The following is an 18,432-nucleotide window of genomic DNA, read 5'->3' as shown; positions in this document are numbered from 1 at the left end:
GGGAGTATGAAAAAGGTTGTAAAATGATCAATACATCACATAATTTTAAACAATAAAATTGCCACATAATAAAAAAGTATGAAAAAGAAACCAGATCAAAATTCACGCAGAAAGTTTATCAAAAATGTTTCTGTTGCAGCTACGGGATTCTTTATTGTTCCCCGCCACGTATTGGGCAGGGGCTTTATAGCACCCAGCGATAAATTAAACATTGCCGGCATTGGCGCCGGCGGTAAAGGCGAAAGCGACTTATCTGAATTTTCAAAAAGTCCGGCTGCTAATGTCATCGTTTTGTGCGATGTGGATGACCGCTCGGCTGCCAATTCAAGAAAGCGTTTTCCCAATGCGAAGTACTATAAAGACTTCAGGGAGATGCTGGCAAAGGAAGGGAAAAATATTGACGCTGTGTCTGTTTCAACGCCAGATCATACGCATGCAGTAGCAGCGCTTGCCGCCATGCAAATGGGTAAACATGTGTACGTGCAGAAACCTATGACACATGATATTTATGAAGCCAGAATTTTAACCCAGGCTGCAAGGAAATATAAAGTGGTAACGCAAATGGGCAACCAGGGCGCATCCTTTGATGGTGTTAAAAAAATGCAGGACTGGTATAAAGCCGGTTTGATTGGCGATGCCGTTGATATCCGGTGCTGGACCAACCGGCCTGTATGGCCTCAGGGCTTTGGCAAGCCGACTGGTAAAGAAGAAGTACCGCCGGAACTAGACTGGAATTTATGGCTGGGGCCAACCGCCTGGGAAGAATACCACAAAGGGTTTGTACCTTTTAACTGGCGTGGCTACCCGAGCTTTGGCACCGGTTCATTGGGAGATATGGGATGTCATATAATCGATCCTGCTTTTAAAACGACTGGTCTTGGATATCCATCTGAAGTTGAATGCAGCGCCGTAGATTTATATGAACAAATGTGGAACCCAGCTTATCATCCGGATAGTTTCCCTGCAGCCTCTTCATTAAAATTAAAATTTCCCGGTAAGAATGGAAAGCCGGATTGTATACTGCATTGGGTAGATGGCGGATTATTGCCTGACCGGCCTGAAGAATTATTGCCCAACGAATTAATGGGCGATGACGGTGGGGGAGCCATCATCACCGGTACAAAAGGTAAAATGATGTGTGGCACCTATGGTAACAACGCCATGTTATTGCCAACTGAACGTTCTAAAGAAGTAAATGTGCCGCAGGTAACCAAAAGGGTGCCCGAAGGTCATTACATACAGTGGGTAAATGCATGCATTGCAGGTTATGGAAAAAATGAACTCAGTTCTTCCTTCGACTATGCCGGGCCGTTAACAGAATCTATCTTAATGGGTAACCTTGCGTTACGTTCCTGGAATATTAAAGAAGGAAAAGGTTTCCCCGGAAGAAAGAAGTTGTTGTGGGATGCGGAAAATATGAAGATCACGAACTACGATCCTGCCAATCAGTTTGTAAGAAGAACTTACAGGGATGGTTATAAATTTGAATTGTAACAGTAAAAAATAGCAATAAAAAACCTCCACTTTAAATGGAGGTTTTTTATTGAGCCTGTTGGCGATATTACATTTCAAGTAACTTATACATTTCTTCCAGTTTGGGAGATAAAATAATTTCAGTCCTCCTGTTTTTGGCTCTTCCTTCAGGCGTGGAATTGCTTTCCAGCTGATCATAAAAACTATGTCCGGAAGCTATTACCCTGGTGGGATCTACCTTGTAGTTATTCACCAGTACCCGCACTATCGCATTGGCCCTTGCTGTACTCAAATCCCAGTTGTCCTGGTATTTACCCCTGATAGGAATGCTGTCCGTATGTCCTTCAATATTTACCGCTACATCAGATTCCAAGTTTAACACTGCTGCCAGTTTTGACAAAGCATCTACGCCATTTTTATTTACTACCGCACTTCCGGAAGGGAATAATAGATTTTCAGAAAGGCTTACGTACACCTTTCCGTTTTTTTGTACAACAGAAAGGTCGTTGGAATTAAAGCCTTTTAAAGCTTCGGCCATTTTGTTTTTTAATAATAAAGATTGATTCTTTTGCTGCGCAAGCAATGTTTGTAACTGTTGTAATTTTTGTTGCTGTTGTTGCAACGTCTGCTCTTGCTGCTGCAAAGTTTGCTGGCTCTGGCCAAGCTTGCTTTGCTGATCGGCGGTTTGTTTTCCGAGTTGACTGTTTTGTTGATTGAGATCTGCGATCTTGCTGTTCAGGTCATTCATCTGGCTTTGTAAATGAGTAATTTTATCAGCCAAAGCCGTACTGTCTGCCCGAAGTGCAGAGGTTTGCATCTGCGATTGCAGTAATACTTTTTTAGAAACACAGCCGGAAAGGAGCAATAGTCCGATTGCTACGGTACAATATTTTCTCATGGAATTAAATTTTAACTCTCTTAATAGAAAATTATGCCGGAATTGGTTTCGTTGAATAAGGTGATGAGCTAATAATTATTGGGGACAAACTTCCTTTGATTGACGAATATAGTGCCCGAACAAATGAAGATATTAGTTAAAGAGTTATACAAAAAATAAAGGCTGGTTTATCAAAGAGAGCTATCTGATTTAGCATCAGGTATGATTATTTATCCATTGCAATAAATCCTGCAACACTTCAGCACGATTAATTTCGTTCATCATTTCGTGCCGACCGCCCGGATATAATTTATAAGATATGTCTTTTACTCCCGCAGCTTTCCAGTTGCTTATCAATTGAAGAAAGCCTTTCCCTTCCAATCCCACCGGATCCTTATCGCCAGCAAAGGCATACACCGGAATGTTTGTTGGAATTGACTGAATATTATTATCAAAGGCCGCTTGTATCCCCTTAAAAAAATAGTAGAAAAATTGGGCGCTGCAAACAAAGCCGCATAAGGGATTTGCTATGTAATCATCCACTGTTTTTGTATCACGGCTTAGCCAGTCAAATGTCGTCCGGTTCGGTTTAAACGCATTATTAAATTTGCCAAAGCTAAGCTTGTTGATGAGCTTGCTCCGATAGTTTGCACCAAGAAGTTTCATTTGCAAACCGGCAATAAGAATACCTGCGCCCATTAACGGATCTTTCTTTCCGTTGGTAGCCGATAAAATTAAACCATCAATGCTGTTGCCATGCAGCTGAAAAAAACGCTGGCATAAAAATGATCCCATGCTATGCCCCAGTAAAAATAATTTACGTTCCGGCCATATTTTTTTCAGGTGCAGCATCAGCAAATGCAGGTCATCAACCTGTTTATTAAACCACTCTTTTTCTCCCAGGCCGAGGGCATTCGAACCAGCAACTGCTTTGCCATGTGCCCGCTGATCATGTGCATACACGGCGATACCTTGTTGCACCCCAATAGTGGCGATATCATTGTAGCGTTCCGCGTATTCGGCCATGCCATGCGCAATATGCAAAATGCTTACGGGCGGCGCATCCGGCAACCAGGCATACACCGGCATCAGGTGGCCATCAGCGCAGGTTAAAGTAAAAGATTGCTTTTGCATTTTATTGATTGTTGAAAGCTAACCCCAGCTTAGCAAAATTGATAACCTAAAAATAAAACCTTATTACCACAATGCAGATAAAACGGCACCAGGTAATAAGGTTTCAAAAAAAGTGCTTAATAAAACAGGCGATTTTTATTTTTTCAATCCTGCTCTTTTTTGCATTTCAGCAAGCGGCATGGCAATCATTCTGCCGATTGGCTTATTGCCCCTGTACGTAATTACTTTCATCATTACGGCATCTTTTGGCGGCGTTAATGGTGCTGTGTATTTTGGATAATACTGGTCAGGGAAGGAATTATCAAAGCTGTAATAGATATCCAGTCCTTCAATCTCTGTTGCCAGTTCAATCTGCAATTGTCCGTTGGTATTTTGTGCAGTAAAAATCGGATCGTACATGCTGGGTGCATATTTTACCTGTTCAATATCGTACCGTTTAAACTGGTCTTCTACCTTGGTAACAAAATGGTTCCAGTCTTTTTTTTCCTTCGGGCTCCATACACATTCCGCAATGGCGAACGCTCTCGGCCAAAGCATGTATTGCATATGGCGAACATTATATAACTGCTCCGACCACAAATTGGCTTGTCCGCCTTTGATGTATTTGGGATCTACACCAGCAAGCAGTGGTTCAAATTCGTACGATTTTTTTAAACGCAATGTGGCATAGATGCGGGGTTCTATTATTTCATCTCCCTGCATGTAATCCAGGTAAGCGTAAGTAGTTGGGCTCATTACCACATCATGTTTTAATTTGGCTGCTTCAATACCGCCCTTCTCTCCGCGCCAGCTCATCACAGCCGCGTTGGGGGCCAAACCACCTTCCAGTATTTCATCCCAACCCATGAATTTTTTGCCTTTGCTTTCAACAATTTTCTCCAGCCTTTTTTCAAAATAACTCTGCACCTGTTCCATCGTTTTCAAACCTTCTTTTTGCATCAGCGCTTTAATGGCATCGCTTTGCTCCCAGAAGTTTTTGGGGCATTCATCACCACCAACATGGATGTATTCAAATGGAAAAAGGCCAGCGATTTCCGTCATCACCTTGTCTAAAAAAACATATACTTTTTCATTGGCAGGGCAAAGGGTATTATCCTTTAAAGCTATTGGCGGCGCACCGTGCGACCAGTCCATAAAACTTTCTCCTGCAATAACATCATACTTATCGGCACCGGGCGTACAGGATAATTCAGGGTAGGAGGCTACAGCAGCCATGCTATGACCCGGTACGTCCACCTCCGGTAAAATATTTATAAAACGGTCTTTTGCATACTGAATAACTTCTTTAATATCATCCTGTGTATAAAAGCCGCCGTTGGTTTTAGGTTCATCCGGTAAGGGCTGAGAGAAGGTTCCAAAATAACCGGTTTTTGCTACACTCCAGGCACCTTTTTTTGTCAGGTTGGGATAGCTTTTAATTTCTATTCTCCAGCCTTCATCGTCTGTTAAATGCCAGTGAAATAAATTGTATTTATACTTTGACATCTGGTCGATAAAATCCTTCACTTCTTTCTTTGTAAAAAAATGTCTTGATACATCAAACATTAAACCCCGCCACCCCACTTTTGGATAATCGGTTATGGTTACACATGGCGCCTGCCATTTTACATTTTGTACAACTGATTTGCTTTCTATTTCCGCAGGTAGTAATTGCATCAGCGTTTGCACGCCATAAAATAAACCGGCAGGTTGGTTGGCCGAAATGGTGATATTCGTTGTGCTTACATTCAGGCGGTATCCTTCAATACCAATTGTGGCATCGGCCGTTTTATTTAAAGAGAGTTTCAGAATGGCTGAAGGCATTTCGTTTCCGAACAATACTTTATAACCGGTAGCCGCCGATAAGCGTTGCTGCAACATATCAAGTATTGGTTTTACTGCGGGCAGTATGGGCGCTTCAATTGTTATGGTTGAAGGCAGCGTAAATACACCGGCATTTTGTACCATCTGCACAGGCTCGGGGATAATTGAAACCGGCGCAGCCTGCTGGCAAACGGCGACTATGCCTGGGAGGCAACCGGCTAATAAAAACGCAAATTTTTTCATAAAACAAACAAGATTTGATAATTTAAAAATGACAACTTTAATTGTCAAATGTAAGTATTATTAAGGTTGAATGTTACGCTGTTTTGTATTGCCGGAAGAATGCCTGTAATACCCAATAAACGGACAGTCATTTTGAAAAAAAGCAATTCATTTTTAATCAAAATAAAGGATGCTTATTATCTCTTAAATATTTTATTTACAAAAAAGTATAAAAGCAATAATCCTGTAATGATGCCATATAATAAAAACAACACAGGTCTTATCAAATTAAATTTTCGTTTAGCTTTTGGTACACTCATAGTAAAATTTGTTCGTGTATGTTGATTGTACAATGTAACAGGCGTATTGATTTTTTGAATTTCATTTAAGAGGTTAGTGTAATCAAAAAGCCTTGCCTGATCAATTGATCGGGCAAGGCTTGAGGGTTACCAGAACCTGTTTTTTACCGCACAGTCACTGCTTTAACAAATGTGCCCGAGGCATCGAATTCAACTGCGTATTTTGTGGCATTGGCATCTATAAAAACAACATATCCTTTTAAGCCACTGCTGTCATTTACGAGGAACGCCTGTTTAAACACATAATTAGGATAAGTAGTTGCCAGGTAATCTGCAATTGCTGAAGGCAATGCCGACTGGGCTATTGTATTAAAATCGCCATGATGTGAAGGCAATTGTGTTCTTTGAATAAATACGCCGCTGGCATCAAAAAGGGTAGCATAAACACCATTGTTAATGCTAAGCACTACAATACTGCTGTCGTTGTTTTTAAAGGCGTGCATCAGCGTATCCTGCGCATAGTTGGCGGCAAAATAGGATATAATTGCAGACGGCAAAGATGGTATCGCGATGCTGTCATGTTTCATTCCACCGCGGTCATCAAAGTGGCCGCCCTCGTGCCAGCCATGGCCCACCAGGTCGTGGCCTTCACGCTGTTCCAGTACTTTCACAAAAGTTCCGGTTGCATCAAATTTTAAGCCTACCGGCTTGCCATTGTATTCTATAATTACCACATAGCCCGAAATTGATCCGGTTGAATCCTTGTCTGTAAAAGCTTTTTGAGCAGTGTAGCCGGAATAGTTGGCTGTAAGGTAATCTGTAATGGTGGATGGCAAACTGCTGAATGCAACAGAGTCCGTATGATGGTGGACGGCGCAGGTGCCGATAACGTAGAGCGAATCAGTGCCCGTTATCCTGGAACTGGTAGTACCTACCGCGATGGCTTGTACACTTGCTACCACAGACTGCGATACAGTTGTGGTGTTGGCTGTGGTGCCGGTTAAAGAATTTTCTTTTTTGCAGGAACCCAACACAAATAATACGAGACCGGCAATTAGTGAATTTTTTACATTGCTTATTTTCATTTTTTTAACGAGTTTAAAGGTGAGGTGTAATTGTAATTTTCAGAAGTGATTGTTCTAGAATTTTTGTCATAGGCTTAATCAGGTAAGATTTTTTTAGTTAGTAATAATTTATTTATACAGCACACAACGCCCCTAATTGGTGAATCCTTATGTTTTTTGATGTGTGCATGATGTCATGCTGGTCAGTAAAGATCACCGCCACGTCCTGCATTTGATTAATCAGTTCAAGGCTGTTGTTTAACCCGATTTCTAACAGGTATGGGTGAAGCGAACACGCCATTTCTGCACTGCTGCAAATGACAGTAGCGCTTTGAATGCCGCAGCCGGATGCTGTTTTTCTTGCCTGTAAATGCATATTTCTATGTCTTTCGACAACAGGCTGTGTGTCATATACTCCGGAAGTAACAAAAGCCGGCTCACTGATATTAATTCCTGAAAACACATGCTCACCCAATGAAGAAATACCTCCTTTAACGGCTCCTGCCCGGTAATTTACACCGCTGCCCCAGGTAACAATTTCGCTGGCTGATTTTATGTATCCGCTATCCACGCCATTTTGTTTTAACAAGTTTTTCGCCCGGTCTTTTGCATAGCCTTTTACCAGGTTACGGAGGTTTAAGTGCAGGCCTTTTTCATTTAAAAAAACAGAACAATTTTGTTTATCGAATTCAATATGGCTAAATAAATCCAGTGCATTTTTTTTGGGGGGAAAGAAGCTGTGTTCTGAATCGCCGGATACAGCCCGATGTTTGGATTTAAAATCGTAAATCATTTTAAAAGCATTCTGCGTTAACTCCAGCACATGCATACACCTGCTGATAACATCGTATATCTCTTTACTGACTTTAACAGGTTTAATTCCCGCCTGTGCGTTAATTTGTTTTATTGGATTCAATACATCCCTTGTTGTAAAAAGGTCTTCAATTCTTCTCATCTCGTTGGTCGCACTTTCAAGTAGATTTCCCGGCCATTGCTCCTCATCGCTCAGCATACTTATTTCAACCTTTTCTCCCATTAATAAAATTTGCCAGCTGATGACATCTTGTTTTTTATGATATAGTCTCATAAATAAATTTTCTTAGGTTAATAAGTAAGCAGCATAGTTTAAAAATTGCAATGATTTATAAAAACAATGGCTTAGGTTAAAGCCGGCGATTTCATGACCGGAAACAATTTTTTTCTTATTATCTGTTTAGGGTATTCAATATTTGTTGTTGTTTATTTAGATACGTTACTTTAAAAAAGGGTTGGGTTGAAGACGTTAAAGAAGTGACTTTTTTGTTTTTTCTTTTGATAATCTTGGCGCACGAATTATTGCGGGAATGCAACGTGAGTATGGATTTACGGTAAACCGAACCAAAGTGCCGATGAATCGTCAACGGTGTACTAGATACATCATTATGAATGATTGAAAAGGAAAAGAAGTTGTTGAACAAGCCCTGTATTTAGCGTAATAATTAAGCAAGGAAATTTGCAAAAAAGACATGTTAAAATAACAAGTAAAATTATTTTAATTTAATAAACGGTAGCAATAAGGCCTGACCGATATCAAGATTCAACAATAAAATTTTGACAGGTAATTAATATTTATAGCGGTATCTTTTAATTATAAAATTGACATGTAAGATTTTAGGAGAAAGAAAATTCCTGCTTTATTTTTGGGATAGTAATTGCTGTAGTTCTGTTATAAAAGCTGCTTGCGAGGAATTGATTTTTTGCATTGCTTCTTCAAGAGAAAACCATTCTGCTTTATCTATTTCAGGAAAGCTTTTTAACTGGCCGGATTTTGGCGGCCACTCTATTTCAAAATGGTTGCTTTTTATAGCTGTTGCATCAATATCTTTTTCAACTGCCCATGCATAAATTAATTTACCACTTTTTTGTTTTACCATTGTGAGGGGTAGCATTTTTTCTTTTTCAGTAATCGCAAAGCCAGTCTCTTCTTTGAACTCCCGCCTGGCTGCTTCCCGTGCAGATTCTTCATCAGTAAACTCGCCCTTGGGTATAGACCAGCTACCCAGATCTTTATTTTTCCAGAAAGGTCCGCCCGGGTGTACGAGCAACACTTCTATTTTTTTAGATACTCTTTTAAATAATAATATGCCGGCGCTTTGCTTCATTGACGAACTATTTAAACGGCAGATTGCATGCATGAATAATTGAATGAAAACTTAACTGAATGTACGACAGTTTTTAACGTCGATCGGTATATGGAACGTAATTCAATGTCGTTTTATCGTGGTATTTTTTTCACGGCTGTTTCCAATTTATTCCCAACACAAGCTTTATTTAATCATACTGTTTAGTCAAGGTGTTAAATCATTGATGAGATTATTAAACATTCATGAAGGCATACTATTTGAAAAATAATTAAAAAATAAAACAATGAAAAAAGGTGCTAAAAAAAATAAGCTTGGCGTAGAAAACTCTCTTGTTAATAATATTAATGCACGAAAAGAAAAAGGCGTTTCGAGGAGCAAAAAAGATTCAACGGTAAGTAAAAAATCATACACTAAAATGGAAAATAACTGGAAAAAATGACCTTATAGCAAAGTTTAAAATTTCAGCGGGAACAGCTAAAGGAAAAACATGGAAGGCCACGGGCACCAATCCCGAACCAGGCAAATCTATGACCATCCAGGGCAGCCAGAAAGGGACACCGATAGGCAAGCAAAATCCGGATAGCGAACATTCTTTTGATGCAAGACATGATGCAATGTCTATAACATTTAGAAAATACATCAATAAATTACGCTGGGATAATAAGGTGCTAATGGATGCAGTTGTCGAGATTCCGGATGTGCTTTTTAAACAAAAGAAAAAGGCTTTCTGATATACTTTTCTTTACAACTCGTTTTAAATGCAATTCCTGTGTTTATTTTCGATTGAAAAAATGATCTTCTCAGTAAGTCTTTACCGGGTTGAAGTTTCAAATTAAGTTACCTCTTTTACCTTTCAGCTATTTCAACAGAAGGAAGGAATTTATTCTTTAATCGTAAGCAATTTTAAAGTCATTTTAATTTATTCTTCGCTTTTAAAAGTGCTGTTTATTAGTTGGGCTTTTGACTGAATGTATTTACAACATCAGTTTCTTCTATATTATTTGAATAGTTGTTTTGCCCAGGTTTTCGCTACCAAAGTGGCAAACATTGTAGCAAAATAAAAATTGCTCACAAAGTAAATTCCACCCTAATTTTACATTGTCATTCGGTTATTATATTAGAGTGTTATTATAAGGCAGGTAATAAATAATGTGATAGGCGAATAACACGATCGCCAAAATGTTTGCAGGCATCGTATTATTTTCATCTTAATTTTTTAACCATGAGACAGCTGTTTATAAGCATAACCTTGCTTTTGGCTTTTTTTGTTACCACTGCACAAAACCTTCAATCGCCGGACGGAAAATTTTTTTTAACTTTCACACTGCAGGCGGATGGAACGCCTGTATACAACCTCACATACAAAAGTAAAACGGTAATCAAACCCAGCAAACTTGGCCTGGAACTGAAGGATGATAAAAAATCTTTACTAAATGATTTTACTGTCACAAATACAAAAAACACAACGTTTGATGAAACATGGAAACCAATTTGGGGAGAGGTGAATTCCATCCGCAATCATTATAACGAAATGGCGGTAACACTCAATCAAAAAGAAACCAACCGCCAACTGCTGATCCGTTTTCGGTTGTTTAATGACGGGCTTGGTTTTCGCTATGAATTTCCGCAGCAAAATAACCTGGTGTATTTTACTATAAAAGAAGAACGAACACAGTTTGCAATGCCCGGCGATATTACTGCATTTTGGATACCAGGAGATTATGATACGCAGGAATATGATTATACGCGGTCAAGACTTTCTGAAATTAGAGGCTTGCAGGAAAAAGCCAGGACAGCTAATTTGGCGCAGACTTCCTTCTCACCCACAGGTGTCCAAACATCACTGATGTTGAAAACAGATGATGGCTTGTATATCAATTTGCATGAAGCAGCTTTAATCAATTATGCCTGCATGCATCTGAACCTGGATGATAAAAATATGATTTTTGAATCCTGGTTAACGCCTGATGCAAAAGGAGACAAAGGGTATATACAAGCTCCTGCAGTCTCGCCATGGCGCACCGTGATAGTAAGCGATGATGCCCGGGATATACTTGCTTCAAAAATAACCTACAACCTGAATGAGCCGTGTAAAATACCTGAAACATCCTGGATAAAACCAGTAAAATACATGGGCGTTTGGTGGGAGATGATAACAGGAAAAAGTACATGGTCGTATACCAATGATTTACCTGCAGTGCAATTGGGCGTAACAGATTTTACAAAAGTAAAGCCCAACGGTACACATGGCGCCAATACTGCCAATGTAAAAAGGTACATCGACTTTGCTGCGCAGAATGGTTTTGATGCGGTGTTGGTAGAAGGCTGGAATGTCGGATGGGAGGACTGGTTTGGGCATTCGAAAGATTACGTATTTGATTTTGTGACCCCTTACCCTGATTTTGATGTGCAGGAATTGCATAATTATGCAGCGTCCAAAGGCATTAAGATGATTATGCATCATGAAACTTCGGGTTCTGTTAGAAACTACGAACGGCATATGGACACAGCCTATAAATTCATGAAGGCAAATGGTTATGATGCGGTGAAGAGTGGCTATGTGGGACCTATATTACCAAGAGGTGAAAATCACTATAGTCAATGGATTGTAAACCATTACCAGTATGCCATTGAAAAAGCGGCCAGCTACAAGATCATGGTGAACGCACATGAGGCGGTGCGCCCAACTGGCATTGCACGAACCTATCCTAACCTGATAGGCAATGAGGCCGCAAGAGGAACGGAGTACCAGGCATTTGGTGGCTCAAAAGCCAATCATGTAACCGTGCTGCCTTTTACAAGACTCATCGGCGGACCAATGGATTATACACCCGGTATTTTCGAAATGGACATCAGCAAGATCAGTGCAAGCAATCATTCGCATTGCAACAGTACTTTGGCAAACCAGCTGGCGTTGTATGTAACGATGTACAGCCCGCTGCAAATGGCGGCGGATTTGCCGGAAAATTATAGCCGGTTTATGGATGCATTTCAGTTTATTAAAGATGTGGCAGTTGATTGGGATGACAGCAAATACCTGGAAGCAGAACCCGGGGAATACATTACCGTCGCACGCAAGGCCAAAGGAAAAAACAATTGGTTTATCGGAAACGTTAATGGCGAACAAACCAGAACATCTGCCATTGCACTGGATTTTTTAGATGCCGGTAAAAAATACACGGCCACCATTTATGCCGATGCTAAAGAGGCACATTACAAAACCAATCCACAGGCATATACCATTCGTAAAATAACAGTAACCAGTAAATCAAAACTGTCAACTGTTAGTGCGCCGGGTGGCGGTTATGCCATCAGCATTATACCAGGTGTTAGCAAGTGACAATCTTTTTTAAGCAGCTGTTTCAGCGGCGAATGCCGTCCTTTGTGTGATTTTTATTGGTATCATCTTGTGGTTAAAAAAAATACTGGTCATTTTTTACAGAAACATAAAGCTATGCTTGCTGAATGAACTGGAAGTTCAGACGCCAGATTATTGCAGTGCAGTTCAGGAACGCTGAAAGAATTTGCTAAAATTGAACGAAAGCGAATGTTTTAGCTTTCGATGCATATAACATACACTCGAATAAACGGGGACGTATTGGTTGTTTAAAGCAGAAATTCAGTAGTGGTAAATTGTAATATTGAACTGTCCGGATTTAATTAGGCCGTTGACCTGATATTGACTCCGGATAATGATTTTGGCGCAAATAAAAATGGACAAACCGGGTTAAATGTCGGTTTGTCCACTTTGTGTTACCCGACCTGGATTCGAACCAAGACAGGCAGAATCAGAATCTGCAGTACTACCATTATACTATCGGGCAAAATTTCAGAGTGCAAACTTAAAGAAAAAATAAAACAAACCTTTTTTAAAATATTTTTAATTCTGCAAAAAAGATAGCGTGTTGCTTAATGGGTTACAATGAATGCCGGCAACAATTTTTATGAAGAGGCCCGTGTGTTGCAATAAAACTCACTATTATAAGTTATAAACTGGTTGTTAATATTTTATCTTTTTTTACATTTTATCAAACAGGTAGTTATTTTTGCACCGTGAACAATGTAACGAGTTATGCTTATGATAAAAGCTATGGATGGGGCGACGCCTGGCAGGACAGGTTGTTTCGTGCAAAGCTGATTATCGTCTTTGTGCTTTTTCTAACACAGCTTCTTTTGCTGCCTTCTTTTTTTGCTTTTATTGAAAAAAGAGATGGGGTAGTTTTAAATGACTGGTTGTTACAATATATTCCGGCACGTGATTTTTCGGTAGCTATTTTTATTTTAATATGGTCCGTTTTTTTGCTGGCCATTGTCCGCAGTGTGCAGGAGCCTGCAATTTTTTTACCCTTGCTGGCTTGTACTGTAGCCCTGCTGATGTTAAGGATTACCACGATCTACCTGTTTGCACTTGATCCACCAGAGGGATTAATTGTATTGAAAGACCCACTTACCAGCCTTACATATGGTGGGCGTGGACTGTTTATTACTAAAGATCTTTTTTTCTCCGGCCACACCAGCAACCTGTTTATGGTTTATTTACTACTTCCCAAAAAAAGAGATAAGTGGTTTGTGCTTGCCTGCTCGATAGCAGTTGGAGTGCTTGTCCTGATTCAACATGTTCACTATTCGATGGACGTTGCCGGGGCATTTATTATAACTTTCTTCCTGGTAAAAGGTGTTCGTAAATTTTTTGTTGTTTAGCCCGCGGTGATTTCTTTTCATAAACTGCTGTTGTTTAGTCAGATTCCCGTACAGATTACATGGTTATTAAAGAATGTGAATTTCTGCTGCCTGACAATCCAAAATATCGCATTCAAAGTCATTACTTGTATATCGGATGCAGTGCACCCCCTTATGGTTTCTTTGATACTTCCGGCTTCCAAAAGCCTTTAAGATAATATAATAAAGCCGTTGTCGTTTCAGTGTGGTTATTTAAAGGACAGGTGATTCCTTTTGTGAATTGGTTGCTTAATATTAAACTAAAGAAGGAATTTGCACACGGGTGCATCGGTTTGCACCGGTTGATTGTTATATTTGTATGGTTTTAATACAAGACGCAGTTATATTTTTCTGCGAACATTGTCCAGTCGCTGTAGTAAACATGTTTTAATAATGATCCGTTTAGAAATAGTTGTTAAGAACGTTACAATACTCTTTGTTTTATTTCTGCCGGCGCTAGCTGGCAGAGGACAGGATGTGTCTGCTGATAATCTACTGTCCATGACGGATTTACCTAAGTCAAAACTTTCATCTTATATCATAAAGAAGGGGTTTAAACATACCGGTAAAGATTTTATAAACGACACTTCATTTAATTTTTATCAGTTCAGAAAGCAGAGGGAGAAGGGTGATACAACTGTTGATTCTTCACTTCACTTTATAAATGAAGCCCAGTTAAAAGATGCTAATTGTATCATTTATCAAACTTCTCAGTTTACTGAATTCGGAGACCTGGTAAACCAATTTAAAAAGAAGGGGTTTTACACCAACCAGTCCGCCGACTCACTTTCCACACAACCGCTGATTTTTCAACACAATCAATATTTGGTACGTACCTTTTTTACGTTAAGCGACAGCACAAAATTGTTCAACTTAAGAGTGTCAAAAAATGTATTTCCAAATCCTAAAGATGTTGTGTATGCGGATGACTTGCTGGCCTTTACATCGCATGAATCGCTGGTATATTATTTCGGGAAAAATAATGTAAAGAGTGATGTGTATTTCTTTTCTGAAAACGAAGTGAACCGTTGCTCGGTTTTATTTTTAAATACCAGCCGGCAGGTAGTATATATCTGGAAAGATGATATTAATAAATGTGGCATTGATCATTTGCTATTCGGAGGACAACAAAAATTAGCCAGCTTGTCTACAAAAGATAACTTTGTTGCTGAAAACAACTGGCTTTTTAAAAGTGGTGTACATGCCGGCATGAGCCTGTATGAATTAATAAAGCTCAATGACAACGACTTTAAGTTTTACGGAGCTAACTCTGCTAATTCTGGTTTAATATTGGCAGATAATAGCGGCAAACTGAATTTTAAAAAGGAAAATATTGTATTAAGCTGTATCAATTGCCGGGATGATAAATTTTCCAAAACGCCTGTTATAAGTGCCAGCGATGCGCTTAGCGAAGAGAAGATTTTATTTGTATTAACTATCTCCCTTACTCCTGAAACAAGCACCGTTCCCTGATAAAAGATAGATGCGTATTTGATTTGTTTTTCGCTGCAATATGTCGTCGGAATGCAAAGCCGCAGATTACTTTAGCAAATGCTTTTTCACTTTGCACTAAATTGTTTAATTTCAAAATCTTTCCCGCAGCTTTTAAAATCATTATATGCCAACGACCCAAAAAAGTATGTTGTTTCTGCTGGCAGGAACATTTTTTATTATGAACACAGTGAATGCGCAATTGCAATACCCCGTTACAAAAAAGATAGAACAAACAGACGATTATTTTGGCACCAAAGTAAGCGATCCCTACCGTTGGCTTGAAGATGACAAAAGTGAACCCACCAAAGAATGGGTGACCGCAGAAAATTTAGTTACGCAAAATTATCTTGGTAAAATTCCTTACAGGGCAAGCTTCCAGGAAGCAATAGAAAAAGTATTTAACTATCCAAGATATTCAGCCCCTTTTAAAAACAATGGATGGTTTTATTTTTACAAGAATGATGGTCTGCAAAACCAAAGCGTATTGTACCGGCAGTTTGGCCTGGATGGGAAACCGGAACTGGTACTTGATCCCAATAAATTAAGTGCGGATGGAACTACCCGTCTGCAGCTTTTTGACTTAAGCAAGGATGGGCGTTATGAAGCGGTAGGACTTAGCAAAGGAGGCAGTGATTGGCAAACCTATTATGTGCGTGACATGAATACCGGAACCAATTTGCCCGACGAATTAAGCTGGGTAAAATTTAGTGGAGCGGCATGGAAGGGTAATGGCTTTTATTACAGCCGGTATCCTGAACCGCAAAAAGGCAGCAGTGATCTGAGTGCAAAAAATGAAAATCACCAGGTGTATTTTCATGTAGTGGGTACCAACCAGAAGGAAGATAAACTGGTGTATGAGAACAAAGAAAATCCGCAGCGCTTTGTTGGAGCCTCAACCAGTGAAGATGAACGTTATTTATTTTTAACCATCAGCGACAGGGGCAAAGGATTCGATGGCAATGCCGTTTATTTTAAAGACCTTTCTCTGGCAACCGACACAACATTCATCCCAATTGTAAAAGAAATTACCAACAGCGATTACCAGGTAATAGACAATACGGCAGACCAGTTTTTTTTGAAAACAAATGATGGTGCACCGAACAGTAAAGTGATAGCAGTGAACATTGCAAAGCCCGATATTGCAAATGCGAAAATAGTTATACCGGAAAAGCCGGAGCCATTGCAAAGTGCCAATACCGCCGGCGGAAGACTGTTTGTTGATTATTTAAAAGACGTTACCAGCCGCACGTACGTTTATGATTTAACAGGAAAATTATTGAATGAAATTAAATATCCCGGCCTGGGTAATGGTGGCGGTATAGGTGGAAAAGCAGATGACAAATTTGTGTTTTATGTGTTCACATCTTTTACTATTCCACCTACCATTTATAAATATGATATTGCCTCTGGCACAAGCACTGTATTTCGCCAGCCGGAAGTAAGTTTTAACCCTGCAGATTACGAAACGAAGCAGGTTTTTTATCCATCAAAAGACGGAACTAAAATACCCATGTTTATTGTCAGTAAGAAAGGTGTTAAGCTGGATGGCAACAATGTTACTTTGCTATATGGATATGGAGGTTTTAACATCAACCTGCAGCCTGCTTTCAGCGCAACCTTGCTGCCGTTTTTAAATGCCGGTGGTGTGTATGCGCAGGCTAACCTGCGTGGTGGCGGCGAGTATGGAGAAAAATGGCACAAGGCAGGGATGATCCTTAACAAGCAAAATGTGTTTGATGATTTTATAGCGGCAGGTGAATATTTGATTCAGCAGAAATATACGAGCAATCAAAAACTGGCTATTCGGGGCGGCAGCAATGGCGGCCTTTTAGTTGGTGCTGTTATCAACCAGCGACCGGATCTTTTCAGGGTGGCCATTCCGCAGGTGGGTGTAATGGACATGCTGCGCTTTCACAAATTTACCATCGGTTGGAACTGGATTGCGGACTACGGCAGCAGTGAAAAGGACGAAGCCAATTTTAAAAACCTGTATGCTTTTTCGCCTTTGCATAATATTAAGGCTGGCATTAATTACCCGGCGGTATTGGTAACAACGGCGGATCATGATGACAGGGTAGTGCCTGCGCATTCTTTTAAATACATTGCCACGCTTCAGGAAAAATACAAAGGCAGTAACCCGGTTCTGATACGCATTGATACCAACAGCGGACATGGCGCCAGCAACACTAAAAAGAACATTGAAACACTGGCCGATATTTATTCTTTCATTTTTTATAACATGGGCGTAACCCCTCAACTGTAATGAAAATTTTAATAACAGGATCTAACGGATTACTGGGTCAGCACCTGGTAAAAATGATACTGGACACAACTTCGTATGAGGTAATGGCCACCAGCAAACGGGAACCGCGGCTGGTAATACAGGATAGCCGTATTCATTATTATTCGCTCGACATTACCGACGGTATGGCGGTTAATTTATTGCTGGAAAAATTGCGCCCCGACACCATCATTCATTGTGCTGCATTAACGCAGGTGGATGAATGTGAACAGGACCCCATCAAAGCATGGGAGATCAATGTGACGGCCACCCGTTTTTTGGTGGAAGCAGCAAAGCAAATCAATGCTTTTATGATTTTTGTTTCTACCGATTTTGTTTTTGATGGCATACATGGTCCGTATAAAGAAACGGATGAAGTAAACCCGGTAAGTTATTATGGCAGTACAAAAGTGGCGGCAGAAAAAGCAGTTGCTGAAAGTGGATTGCCGTATGCTATTGTAAGAACCTGCCTGTTGTACGGCAATATCTTATTTGGCACCCGGAGCAATGTCATCAGTTGGGTAAAAGAAAACCTGGAGCAGGGGCAGAAGATAAAAGTAGTAAGTGATCAATGGCGCACACCTACTTATATTGAAGACCTCGCCAAAGGTATTTTGCTGATTGCAGAAAAAAAAGTCACCGGACTTTTTCATATTTCCGGGAAAGATTTTTTAAGTCCGTATGATATGGCCATGGCCACAGCGGAATACCTGCATTTGGACGCCTCCCTGATTGAAAAAGTGGATGCGGCTGTTTTTACCCAGCCAGCTAAAAGGCCCGCTACTACTGGTTTTATAATAGATAAAGCGAAAAATGAACTTGGCTATGAGCCACTGAGTTTTAAGGAAGGGTTACAAAAAATGTTGTCTTGATAGAAACGTTGATGACGCTGATTTAAACGGATTTTTTTATCCGATTTATCCGTATTTGTCCGTCTGATCAG

The 18,432-nt window shown here is 40.0% G+C and carries 14 protein-coding genes and 1 tRNA gene; 8 read left to right on the top strand and 7 right to left on the bottom strand.

What is annotated here, in order from left to right; translation table 11 throughout:
- Window positions 1–78: 78 nt before the first annotated feature.
- Complete coding sequence (locus tag JWR61_RS07720) at window positions 79–1,494, top strand: Gfo/Idh/MocA family protein (protein WP_301927269.1); 1,416 nt, start codon at window positions 79–81, stop codon at window positions 1,492–1,494.
- 67 nt (window positions 1,495–1,561) lie between these two features.
- Here the strand turns inward: JWR61_RS07720 and JWR61_RS07715 are convergent, their stop codons facing one another.
- The 6 genes from JWR61_RS07715 to JWR61_RS07690 all read right to left on the bottom strand — a co-directional run bounded on the left by JWR61_RS07715 (window position 1,562) and on the right by JWR61_RS07690 (window position 9,013).
- Window positions 1,562–2,371, bottom strand: a complete 810-nt coding sequence (locus JWR61_RS07715; protein WP_301927268.1) for an OmpA family protein — start codon at window positions 2,369–2,371, stop codon at window positions 1,562–1,564.
- 195 nt (window positions 2,372–2,566) lie between these two features.
- Window positions 2,567–3,484, bottom strand: coding sequence for an alpha/beta fold hydrolase (locus tag JWR61_RS07710; RefSeq protein WP_301927267.1), 918 nt, complete (start codon window positions 3,482–3,484; stop codon window positions 2,567–2,569).
- A gap of 135 nt (window positions 3,485–3,619) precedes the next feature.
- Window positions 3,620–5,530, bottom strand: a complete 1,911-nt coding sequence (locus JWR61_RS07705) for a beta-N-acetylhexosaminidase (protein ID WP_301927266.1) — start codon at window positions 5,528–5,530, stop codon at window positions 3,620–3,622.
- 442 nt (window positions 5,531–5,972) lie between these two features.
- The gene (locus JWR61_RS07700; protein WP_301927265.1) at window positions 5,973–6,893 is read right to left on the bottom strand and encodes a PepSY-like domain-containing protein; all 921 of its coding nucleotides are present in this window, start codon (window positions 6,891–6,893) and stop codon (window positions 5,973–5,975) included.
- 112 nt (window positions 6,894–7,005) lie between these two features.
- A complete protein-coding gene (locus tag JWR61_RS07695) occupies window positions 7,006–7,959 on the bottom strand; it encodes an FAD:protein FMN transferase (RefSeq protein ID WP_301927264.1) in 954 nt (317 codons plus the stop codon).
- A 586-nt stretch (window positions 7,960–8,545) separates the two neighbouring features.
- Window positions 8,546–9,013, bottom strand: coding sequence for an NUDIX domain-containing protein (locus JWR61_RS07690; RefSeq protein WP_301927263.1), 468 nt, complete (start codon window positions 9,011–9,013; stop codon window positions 8,546–8,548).
- Between the two features lie 265 nt (window positions 9,014–9,278).
- Between JWR61_RS07690 and JWR61_RS07685 the strand changes: the two genes are divergently transcribed.
- From JWR61_RS07685 to JWR61_RS07675, 3 genes are all read left to right on the top strand, one after another.
- Window positions 9,279–9,434: a hypothetical protein gene (locus JWR61_RS07685; RefSeq protein ID WP_301927262.1), complete on the top strand. Its 156-nt coding sequence runs from the start codon at window positions 9,279–9,281 to the stop codon at window positions 9,432–9,434.
- 88 nt (window positions 9,435–9,522) lie between these two features.
- On the top strand, window positions 9,523–9,726 hold the full coding sequence (locus tag JWR61_RS07680) for a hypothetical protein (RefSeq protein WP_301927261.1): 204 nt from the start codon (window positions 9,523–9,525) through the stop codon (window positions 9,724–9,726).
- Between the two features lie 491 nt (window positions 9,727–10,217).
- Window positions 10,218–12,335: a glycoside hydrolase family 97 protein gene (locus JWR61_RS07675; protein WP_301927260.1), complete on the top strand. Its 2,118-nt coding sequence runs from the start codon at window positions 10,218–10,220 to the stop codon at window positions 12,333–12,335.
- A gap of 413 nt (window positions 12,336–12,748) precedes the next feature.
- Here the strand turns inward: JWR61_RS07675 and JWR61_RS07670 are convergent.
- Window positions 12,749–12,819, bottom strand: a tRNA-Gln gene (locus JWR61_RS07670).
- Window positions 12,820–13,048: 229 nt separating this feature from the next.
- Here JWR61_RS07670 and JWR61_RS07665 point away from each other — a divergent pair.
- The 4 genes from JWR61_RS07665 (at window position 13,049) to rfbD (ending at window position 18,361) form a co-directional block, all read left to right on the top strand.
- Window positions 13,049–13,696: a phosphatase PAP2-related protein gene (locus tag JWR61_RS07665; RefSeq protein ID WP_290335246.1), complete on the top strand. Its 648-nt coding sequence runs from the start codon at window positions 13,049–13,051 to the stop codon at window positions 13,694–13,696.
- A gap of 411 nt (window positions 13,697–14,107) precedes the next feature.
- Complete coding sequence (locus tag JWR61_RS07660; protein ID WP_301927259.1) at window positions 14,108–15,187, top strand: hypothetical protein; 1,080 nt, start codon at window positions 14,108–14,110, stop codon at window positions 15,185–15,187.
- Between the two features lie 145 nt (window positions 15,188–15,332).
- On the top strand, window positions 15,333–17,471 hold the full coding sequence (locus JWR61_RS07655; RefSeq protein ID WP_301927258.1) for a prolyl oligopeptidase family protein: 2,139 nt from the start codon (window positions 15,333–15,335) through the stop codon (window positions 17,469–17,471).
- The gene (gene rfbD, locus JWR61_RS07650; protein ID WP_301927257.1) at window positions 17,471–18,361 is read left to right on the top strand and encodes a dTDP-4-dehydrorhamnose reductase; all 891 of its coding nucleotides are present in this window, start codon (window positions 17,471–17,473) and stop codon (window positions 18,359–18,361) included. The genes JWR61_RS07655 and rfbD overlap by 1 nt, the downstream gene beginning before the upstream one ends.
- Window positions 18,362–18,432 lie beyond the last annotated feature (71 nt).

This window comes from Ferruginibacter sp. (assembly GCF_028288465.1).
Taxonomy (GTDB): domain Bacteria; phylum Bacteroidota; class Bacteroidia; order Chitinophagales; family Chitinophagaceae; genus Ferruginibacter.
The sequence above is the reverse complement of the archived record's forward strand: the minus strand, read 5'-3'. Positions and strand labels throughout refer to the sequence as shown.

Bases quoted from the DNA above. Each gene is read 5' to 3' on its own strand.
- JWR61_RS07720 (WP_301927269.1), top strand. From the start codon at position 79: ATGAAAAAGAAACCAGATCAAAATTCACGCAGAAAGTTTATCAAAAAT.
- JWR61_RS07715 (WP_301927268.1), bottom strand. From the start codon at position 2,371: ATGAGAAAATATTGTACCGTAGCAATCGGACTATTGCTCCTTTCCGGC.
- JWR61_RS07710 (WP_301927267.1), bottom strand. From the start codon at position 3,484: ATGCAAAAGCAATCTTTTACTTTAACCTGCGCTGATGGCCACCTGATG.
- JWR61_RS07705 (WP_301927266.1), bottom strand. From the start codon at position 5,530: ATGAAAAAATTTGCGTTTTTATTAGCCGGTTGCCTCCCAGGCATAGTC.
- JWR61_RS07700 (WP_301927265.1), bottom strand. From the start codon at position 6,893: ATGAAAATAAGCAATGTAAAAAATTCACTAATTGCCGGTCTCGTATTA.
- JWR61_RS07695 (WP_301927264.1), bottom strand. From the start codon at position 7,959: ATGAGACTATATCATAAAAAACAAGATGTCATCAGCTGGCAAATTTTA.
- JWR61_RS07690 (WP_301927263.1), bottom strand. From the start codon at position 9,013: ATGAAGCAAAGCGCCGGCATATTATTATTTAAAAGAGTATCTAAAAAA.
- JWR61_RS07685 (WP_301927262.1), top strand. From the start codon at position 9,279: ATGAAAAAAGGTGCTAAAAAAAATAAGCTTGGCGTAGAAAACTCTCTT.
- JWR61_RS07680 (WP_301927261.1), top strand. From the start codon at position 9,523: ATGACCATCCAGGGCAGCCAGAAAGGGACACCGATAGGCAAGCAAAAT.
- JWR61_RS07675 (WP_301927260.1), top strand. From the start codon at position 10,218: ATGAGACAGCTGTTTATAAGCATAACCTTGCTTTTGGCTTTTTTTGTT.
- JWR61_RS07660 (WP_301927259.1), top strand. From the start codon at position 14,108: ATGATCCGTTTAGAAATAGTTGTTAAGAACGTTACAATACTCTTTGTT.
- JWR61_RS07655 (WP_301927258.1), top strand. From the start codon at position 15,333: ATGCCAACGACCCAAAAAAGTATGTTGTTTCTGCTGGCAGGAACATTT.
- rfbD (WP_301927257.1), top strand. From the start codon at position 17,471: ATGAAAATTTTAATAACAGGATCTAACGGATTACTGGGTCAGCACCTG.